Annotated in this window: 7 protein-coding genes and 2 pseudogenes; 4 read left to right on the forward strand and 5 right to left on the reverse strand. The window is 59.3% G+C overall.

The window, feature by feature from the left end; genetic code table 11:
- The 5 genes and pseudogenes from ABI213_RS00190 to ABI213_RS00210 all read right to left on the reverse strand — a co-directional run.
- A pseudogene (locus ABI213_RS00190) lies at positions 1-157 on the reverse strand (glutathione S-transferase); the annotation flags it as partial.
- A gap of 257 nt (positions 158-414) precedes the next feature.
- Positions 415-702 carry an H-NS histone family protein gene (locus tag ABI213_RS00195; protein ID WP_348006667.1) on the reverse strand — a complete coding sequence of 96 codons (288 nt, stop codon included), beginning with the start codon at positions 700-702 and terminating at the stop codon, positions 415-417.
- Between the two features lie 188 nt (positions 703-890).
- Positions 891-1,817 (reverse strand): ROK family protein, encoded by a 927-nt coding sequence (locus tag ABI213_RS00200; RefSeq protein WP_348006668.1) that lies wholly within the window; start codon positions 1,815-1,817, stop codon positions 891-893.
- A gap of 13 nt (positions 1,818-1,830) precedes the next feature.
- Entirely contained in the window at positions 1,831-2,025 is a 195-nt protein-coding gene (locus tag ABI213_RS00205; protein ID WP_348025606.1) for a DUF2905 domain-containing protein, read from the reverse strand.
- A gap of 3 nt (positions 2,026-2,028) precedes the next feature.
- The gene (locus tag ABI213_RS00210; protein ID WP_348006670.1) at positions 2,029-3,144 is read right to left on the reverse strand and encodes an SAM-dependent methyltransferase; all 1,116 of its coding nucleotides are present in this window, start codon (positions 3,142-3,144) and stop codon (positions 2,029-2,031) included.
- Positions 3,145-3,161: 17 nt separating this feature from the next.
- Between ABI213_RS00210 and ABI213_RS00215 the strand changes: the two genes are divergently transcribed.
- The 4 genes and pseudogenes from ABI213_RS00215 to ABI213_RS00230 all read left to right on the forward strand — a co-directional run.
- Entirely contained in the window at positions 3,162-3,962 is an 801-nt protein-coding gene (locus ABI213_RS00215) for an SDR family oxidoreductase (RefSeq protein WP_348006671.1), read from the forward strand.
- 8 nt (positions 3,963-3,970) lie between these two features.
- On the forward strand, positions 3,971-4,342 hold the full coding sequence (locus ABI213_RS00220; RefSeq protein WP_348006672.1) for a dihydroneopterin aldolase: 372 nt from the start codon (positions 3,971-3,973) through the stop codon (positions 4,340-4,342).
- A gap of 90 nt (positions 4,343-4,432) precedes the next feature.
- Positions 4,433-5,209 carry a transporter substrate-binding domain-containing protein gene (locus ABI213_RS00225; protein WP_348025608.1) on the forward strand — a complete coding sequence of 259 codons (777 nt, stop codon included), beginning with the start codon at positions 4,433-4,435 and terminating at the stop codon, positions 5,207-5,209.
- Positions 5,200-6,141 (forward strand): annotated as a pseudogene (locus ABI213_RS00230) (hypothetical protein); the annotation flags it as partial. The gene ABI213_RS00225 and the pseudogene ABI213_RS00230, both read left to right, overlap by 10 nt.

Genomic DNA, 6,141 nt, shown 5'->3' on the forward strand with positions numbered 1-6,141 from the left:
TCACTGCATTCACGGTAGCCTTGAACTGCGAATCTGCGCCAAAGGAATCAAATCGGACATAAACCTCGTCAAACGCAATACCAAACTGCCTTAACAGCACCCAAGGGCGCATGGACCACGAGGAATAATTTTTATTGCCAATGTAAAGTTGTTGCATCGTATGCCCGGAGAATAAAAAGGGGAATTTACACAATGGCTAGGTAGAAACTACAGCCACACCACGGTCGCATTGCAGCTTATCGCAAACGGCTTGGGCCATTGATGCCAAAACAGAACGCTATTGATGCGCAGCGCATCTCACCGTATACCTATATTCCCAATACTAAGCCGCACAATGCAAAAAGCCCAGTCAACCGACCGGGCTTTTTGAATATCTACCAAGACCTGCGCTAAGCAGACGGTAGAGATTGGGATTTAGGCAATCAGAAACTGGTCACGGTCCAGGTTTTGAATCCACTTTGGTGGTTTACCACGGCCGGTCCAGGTATCACCGGTAAGGGGATTGCGAAACTTGGGAGCCACTTTGGCCACCGTTTTGGTGCGGGTTTTGCCAGCGCCAAAAATATCATCGGCAGTCAAACCAAAATCAGCGACCAAGGCTTTTACTTTTTCGATGGCATCGGCATTTTCCAGCGTATGGGCTTGCTTGATTTGCTGCTCTAAGAGTGCGCGTTGTTCGAGAAGTTCTTTGTAGGTTGGCATTTTGGTGTCCGGGCATGTCCAGCAATATGGCTGAGTAACTATATTATAGACCTCAAAATAAACAGTTACTGGTTCCTGGGCATTAAAAATAGCCCAACGGACTCTTTATTTTCAGCATACAGAGTTTGTAAACCAAAAAATATCCAAACCAAATCCAGTCGCAAGCTCTTTACCACTCCGATCCCAGGTCAGGCCAATGCCACGGCAGCGTAATCACCCACTTTGTCGGCCAACCCAGCGGGCACCAACAAAGCACCGGTGGTTAATGCGGGCAAATGGGCATCAATATGGGCCTGCAGGCGTGGCAACAGAAACTCGCGGTTATGCCAAAAGACACTGCCGCCCATGCTAATGCGCTGTAAGTCCAGCACGGCCACCAGGTTGTACAAAGTGCGGCCCATCACACGGCAAAGCTCATCCACAACTTTCAAAGCAGCGGCATCGCCCGCGCGGGCGGCCTGGAATAGATCTGGCGCCTCTTGGCCGAAGCGGCGCGCGATGGAGTTTCCGGCCACCAAGCCCTCCACGTCGCCAATATTGCCGCAGCCGCACAGTGCGTCGTTGTTGTCACTTACAAACATGTGGCCCGCGTGGCCTGCATTGCCGTTTTTGCCGCGCAGCACATGGCCGTCCACGCACAGGCCCACGCCGATGCCGGTGCTCCAGGTAACGTACGCACAGTGGTCAAAGCCTTTCAGTGCGCCCCAGTGGCGCTCGGCCTCTAACGCGGCGACGCAGTCGTTCTCGATGCGCACGCGGGCGAAGCGGGCACCCAGCGGGGCTTCCAGCAGCGCGGTGGTCCAGTCATTAGGCAAGCCACGCGCCGGGCCCGCCATGCCGCCGCAAATATTGGGGCCGGCCAGCTCGATCAGGCCGTCGTTGATGATGAAGGGCCCAGCCGACGACACACCGGCGTTTTGCACCGAGGCGGGGTCTACGCCGAGATCGACACAGGTTTCATTGACCATGCGGATGATTTGCACCGCCAGCGCATCGTTGGTGCCGGTTTTGGCGGTGGGTTCGGTGCGGCGGCCTTGCAGCACCGGCAGGTCGTCGTTACCACTGGCCAGGCTGACGGCTACCTTGGTGCCGCCGACATCGATACATGCTTTCATGGAGATCTTTTCGTTAGATAAATTTAGCGACCAGGCCTGCAACCAGGCTGAGGACGAGGGTGGTGGTGATCGGAATGAACCAGGAGCGGCCGAACAGCCTAAAGCGCAAGTCGCCCGGCAGTCTGCCAAAACCAAAGCGTTGCAGCAACGGGGAAAACCAGTCAATCAGTAACAAGGCGAAAAAGACGACCAACAGCCAACGGAACATGGTCTACAAGGTATGGCTGCGGTCGCCCTGGGTGAAGCCCAGCGGCTCCCACTCCGGCCCCGCGCCAAAAGCAATGACTTTGAACAATTCGCCCATTTCGTGTTCAGTGATCAATTTGAGCGCTTGCGCACGTTCTGCATGCGTGGCGTGCTCCATTTTAGATAGCAAACCGCAGTTCATCAGAAACCGCGCCTGGCTGGTGTAGCCCAGCACGGCCAGGCCCGCGTCCTGCCCGGCCAGGGCGATGCCGCTGAAATTGACGTGGGCGGTGATGTCTTTCAGCCCCACCAGGGCCAGTGGGTCGGGGTCTGAACGGTGCAGGTAATGGCACATCACGGTGCCGGTGCTGCGCTGCGGGTGGTAGTACTCGGCCTCGGGGAAGCCATAGTCCAAAAAGAAGGCCGCGCCCTGGGTGAGCCGGTCGGCCAGGGTGCGGATGAAGGACTCAGCCTGGGGGTGGATTTCGGTCAGGTAATCGTGCGGGCCGTCGATATCGGCGGGTGGGCGTAGGGCCGTAGGGCGGTCTTGCCACACAAAGGCTTCGCCCGACCAAGCCACGCCGCGCTCATGCCACACGCCGCCCACCCGGGCCAGCAGCTGCACCGGCATCGCGTCCAGCACCTCGTTACCCATCACCACGGCTTGCAGCGTGGCGGGTAGTTCCGTCACCCACTGCACCTTGTCGGCAAAACGGGCCAGGCGCAACTGTTGGCGGGCCCGCAGCGTACCGGACAGATCGACGATGCAGTAGCGCTGAACCTGGTCGCCCAGGGTTTCGAGCAATTGCAGCGCCAAAGCGCCGGAGCCTGCGCCGAATTCCCACACCTCGTTGGTGCCCGTGACCTGCAACGCCTGCGCTACCTGCGCGGCCAGGGCCTGGCCAAACAGACCCGACAGCTCGGGGGCGGTGACAAAGTCGCTGCCGTCGGCATCTTGGCTGCCAAACTTGGGGCGCTCGTTGGCGTAGTAGCCCAAACCGGGGTGGTACAGGGCCTGGGCCATGAACTGGTCAAAGGGAATCCATCCGTCGGCGGCCGAAGAGGATGCAGAGGATGCGGTAATGGCCCGCCGAATCTCGGTCTGGAGCGCGCTCGTTAAACTGGGGGCTGTTTTTTCCACCCCCTGATTGTCTCTGAATGTTGTCACCCAACCCGCCCTCCCCCCCAGCTCGTACCGTATTGGTAACTGGCGCCGGTAAACGGCTGGGCCGCGACATCGCCCTGGCCCTGGCGCGCGGCGGCTGGCAGGTGGCAGTGCACTACCGGCACTCGCAGCAGGATGCTATTCAAACTGTAGCTGACTGCGCAAGTATTACCTACACCAACGGCCTAAAACATCATGCATTCCAGGCCGACCTGGCCGATGAAGCCGCCGTGCGCGCCCTGCTGCCCCAGGTGGTGACGCACTTTGGCGCGGTGGATGCGGTGGTGAATTGCGCGTCTACCTTCGAGCACGACAGCGCCGCGACCTTCGGCTTTGCTGCGCTGGAGCAGCACCTGCGCAGCAACACTGGCGCGCCGATTCTGCTGGCCCAGGCCCTGCACAGCCACCTGCAGGCGCGCAATGCAGGCGGTGTGGTGGTCAATCTGCTGGACCAGAAACTCTGGAACCTGAACCCTGATTTTTTCAGCTACACCTTGTCCAAAGCCGCACTGGAAGCGGCCAACACCATGCTGGCGCAGGCCCTGGCACCCCACGTGCGGGTGGTCGGCGTAGCCCCCGGCCTGACGCTCAAAAGCCACATGCTCAGCGACGAGCAGTTTGCCGTGCTACACCAAATCTCGCCTCTGGGCCGTTCGTCCACCGCGGCCGATGTGGCGGCCACGGTGAAGTTTGCGCTGGAAAATGGATCCATCACCGGCACCACCTTGCTGGTGGACGGAGGCCAACACCTGATGCAATTCGAACGTGACTTTTCCTTGATGGACCTCACTTAAAAAACACCATGTCCCACACCACCGGCAACCAAACCTTGCAACTCTCCGGCCTGCGCTTCAATGCCAACCTGGGGATTTTGGAGTCCGAAAAAACCGCGCCGCAGCCGATCCTGGTGGATGCCGAGCTCAACCTCGGCCCCCAGCCGCTGGAACCTAGCGACGACGACATCAACCACGTGCTGGACTACCGCAAGGTGCGCCAGATCATCATCGACGACTGCACCGCCGAGCATGTAAACCTGCTGGAAAGCCTGATTGGCAAACTGGCCCAGCGGCTGATGCAGCTGCCCGGCGTGCTGGGCGTGCGCGTCAAAATCGCCAAACTGGAAATTTTTGACGACTGCGAAGTCGCGATCCGGGTTGAAACCGGGCAATGGTGAGCCTAAAATCGGCGTAGCATGCGCCACACGTAATTAAATGTATCAACCATCCTCTTTTCAGGGTGCGTAGATGCCCTCTTGGAGAGTTGAATGACATTGTTTGGTGTCCGAGCAACCACCCGCCGCGCTGCCTTGCTGGTCGCGGGCCTGGGTTTGTGGACCTGTACCTGGTCGGCCCAGGCTGTCGAAACCATCAAGATACTGACCGAAGAGTACCCACCCTTCAATTTCACCGACAAAGGCAAGATCACCGGCCTGGGGACCGAGGTTGTGCAAGCGGTGCTGAAAGAAATCAACATCGAAGGCCAGTTCCAGTCCGTACCCTGGGCCCGCGCCTACGAGACCGCACAGACCACCGAAAACGTGTTGATCTACTCCATCAACCGGTCCAAAGAGCGCGAAAAACTTTTCAAGTGGGTGGGCCAGATCACCCCCACCGACTTCTACCTGTTCTCACTGAAAAGCCGCAACATCCGCCTGGGCAGCCTGGACGAAGCCAAACCCCTGCAGATTGGCACGGTCAACCAAGACATTGGCGAACAGTACCTGGCATCCCAAGGTTTTTCTGTGGGCCACAACCTGCAGTCCAGCAGCAAATACGAGCTGAACTACGAGAAACTTAAACTTGGCCGCGTAGACCTGTGGGTGATGAACGAACTGGGGGCTTACTTCATCTCGCGCCAGGCAGGAGACGACCCCGCAGTGGTGCTGAGCAAGGCGCTGCGCATCGCCGAACTCAGCGGTGGCGGCAACTACATGGCTTTTGGCCTGAAAACCCCCGATGCCATGGTGGAACGCTTCCGCAAAGGCCTGGAGGCCATTAAAAAGAACGGCACCTACGATGCCCTGCAGAAGAGATGGCTTTAAAACTGGCCAAACCCACGTCTTTGGGCGGCCGCATCGTACTGGCTACGCTGGTGTTTTGCCTGCTGTTTACCTTGGTAGTGGCCGTCGTACGCACCTGGTCGGCCTGGCAAAACAATGTGACCCGCATGTCGGGCGAGATGGCACTGATCGCGCAGGTCTATCAGCAAACCCTGTCTAAATCCATCTGGGAAATGGACCGTGACTCCCTGCAGACCTACCTGAACAGCATTGCCAACGCGGCCTCGGTGGGACAGGTGGTGCTCACTCTGCAATCGACCAGCCACACCCCGGAGGTTTTTCGGCGCGCGCGCGAAGGGTGGCTGCCGTCCACCCTGGCACCGGTGTTGAACCGTCCGCTGGACTACCAGTTGTTTGCAGGCAGCAAAGAGGTGGTGGGCGCTTTGGCGCTGTATGGCGACGAACGGGTCTTGTGGGCCCGCTTGCGCAGCGAGGTGGCCGAGATTGTGGCCACCCAGATAGCCCAGTCGCTGCTGCTGGCCATCCTGATCATGCTGCTGCTGAACCGGCTGGTGACGGTGCACGTGCGCCGCATTGCCCAGCACCTGGGCCAACTGACCCCTGCCAACCTGCGCCAACTGCTGACCCTTGACCGCAACACGTCACGACAAGATGAGCTGTCGCAACTGGTGGGCGGGGTCAACCAGCTGCAAACCACGCTGTCCGACTATCTGGAGCAGCGCCAGCGCGACGAAATAGAACTGCTGGCCCATCGCGACAACCTGGCCGAACTGGTGCGCGAACGCACCGCTGCTCTCGAAACCGCCAACAGCAAGCTGGAAGACACCAACACCCGGCTCGACAGCCTGGCCCGCACCGACCCGCTGACCGGCCTGGCCAACCGCCGCCAATTCGACGAGATGAAGGAGATCGAGTTCCGCCGCGCCTTACGCACCGGCCACCCGCTGACCCTG

The organism is Rhodoferax sp., from assembly GCF_039922535.1.
In the GTDB taxonomy this organism is placed as follows: Bacteria; Pseudomonadota; Gammaproteobacteria; order Burkholderiales; family Burkholderiaceae_C; genus Rhodoferax_B.